The 202-nt window shown below is 40.1% G+C and carries 1 pseudogene; it reads left to right on the forward strand.

Features of this window, described 5'->3' with window-relative positions:
* Positions 1–202 (forward strand): annotated as a pseudogene (locus tag AB4298_RS21335) (transposase); the annotation flags it as partial.

Consider the following 202-nt stretch of genomic DNA (forward strand, 5'->3'; position numbering starts at 1 on the left):
CAACGCCTTAGGCAAAGCTTCCGCACTATGTACGCCTCACCTAGCTTACCTTGCTATTCATCCTAACGATAAAACCCGACAAACATGTTATCGAGCCCTGTTTAAACATCACCTAGACACAAAAATGATTGAGGATATTCGACAAGCAACCCACAAAGGCATGGCAATCGGAAATGATAAATTTAAAGATGAAATTGAAAAA

It is taken from the genome of Shewanella sp. 10N.261.52.F9 (genome assembly GCF_041471165.1).
GTDB classification, from domain to species: Bacteria; Pseudomonadota; Gammaproteobacteria; order Enterobacterales; family Shewanellaceae; genus Shewanella; species Shewanella marinintestina.